At 69.4% G+C, this 1,312-nt stretch carries 1 protein-coding gene; it reads right to left on the reverse strand.

Annotation, left to right across the window (positions count from 1 at the left end):
• A partial coding sequence (locus tag ACYSUO_RS42265; protein WP_461781511.1) for an IS110 family RNA-guided transposase occupies positions 1–1,160 on the reverse strand: 1,160 nt, incomplete at its 3' end.
• Positions 1,161–1,312: the final 152 nt, after the last annotated feature.

Below are 1,312 nucleotides of genomic sequence, written 5' to 3' on the forward strand. Positions count from 1 at the left end.
TCGTCACGCAGAAGTGCCCACAGGACGCTGGCGCGTCGGCGGGACAGGGCGATGACGGCCTGGACGTGTTTGCAGCCCTCGGCTCGCTTCTTGAGGTAGAAGTCCCGGTTCGGCCCGTCGCGGATGATGCTGGTCTGCGCGGACATGTAGAAGACCCGCCGCAGGCGGCGGCTGTAGCGCTTGGGTCGGTGCAGGTTGCCGGTGCGGCGGCCGGAATCTCGCGGGACGGGCACGAGTCCGGCCGCCGAGGCGAGATGACCGGCGTCGGTGTAGGCGGTCAGGTCGCCGGCCGCGACGACGAATTCGGCTCCCAGGAGTGGGCCCATGCCAGGCAGCGACTCGATAACTTCCGCCTGCGGGTGCGTTCGGAAGGTGTCACGGATCTGCCTGTCGATCTTCTTGATCCGGTCGTTCAGGGTCAGGATCTGGGTGGCGAGGTCGGCGACGATCTGCGCGGCGACGTCTTCGCCGGGCAGCGCGGTGTGCTGGGCTCGGGCCGCCTCCAGGGCGATGGTCGCGACGTGGTCGGCGCCGCGCACGTGGCGGTGTGCGAGCCAGGCCGTCAGCCGCGCATGGCCGCGGCGGCGCAGGGCGGCCGGGGTCTGGTAGCCGGTCAGCAGCATGAGGGCACCCTTGTGGCTGCTGTAGTCGAAGGCCCGCTCCAGTGCGGGGAAGATGCCGGTCAGGACGTCGCGGAGCCGGTTGATCATCCGGACTCGGTCGGCCATCAGGTCGCAGCGGTGAGTGGTCAGCAGCGCGAGGTCGGCGGCCAGTTGCGCGGGCACGGCGATGGCGGTGAAGTCGTTGCGGTGGCGGGCGGTTTCGGCGATGACGTAGGCGTCGCGGGCGTCGGTCTTGGCCTCGCCCCGGTAGGCCCCCGACATCCGGTTGACCGTGCGGCCGGGCACGTAGACAGCCTGCTGGCCGTGTGCTGCGAGCAGGGCCAGCAGCAGCGCGGAGGACGTGCCGGAGATGTCCACCGCCCAGTGGACCTCGTCCGCCAGGTCGAGGATCTCGCCCATGGCGGTCAGGATTGCCGACTCGTCATTGATGATCTTCTTCGACCACAGGGTCGCGCCGCTGTCGTCGACGGCCGTCGCCCAGTGGTGGCCCTTGCCGGCGTCGATACCAGCCCAAATCTGTTCCCGTCGCTCGTTCACTTGCCCCTCCTCGTGCCGCACGACATGCCGTCGGCCCGAGGAACACCCCGCTGTCAGCTCCGTAATCAGCGACCGCACACAGCGCGCACATCTCAATCAGCAGCCAGGGCGCCCCGAAGAGCCGGACGGCCACTCCTGTTGAGCCACAACTG

The sequence above is a fragment of the Streptomyces sp. UC4497 genome, assembly GCF_054871485.1.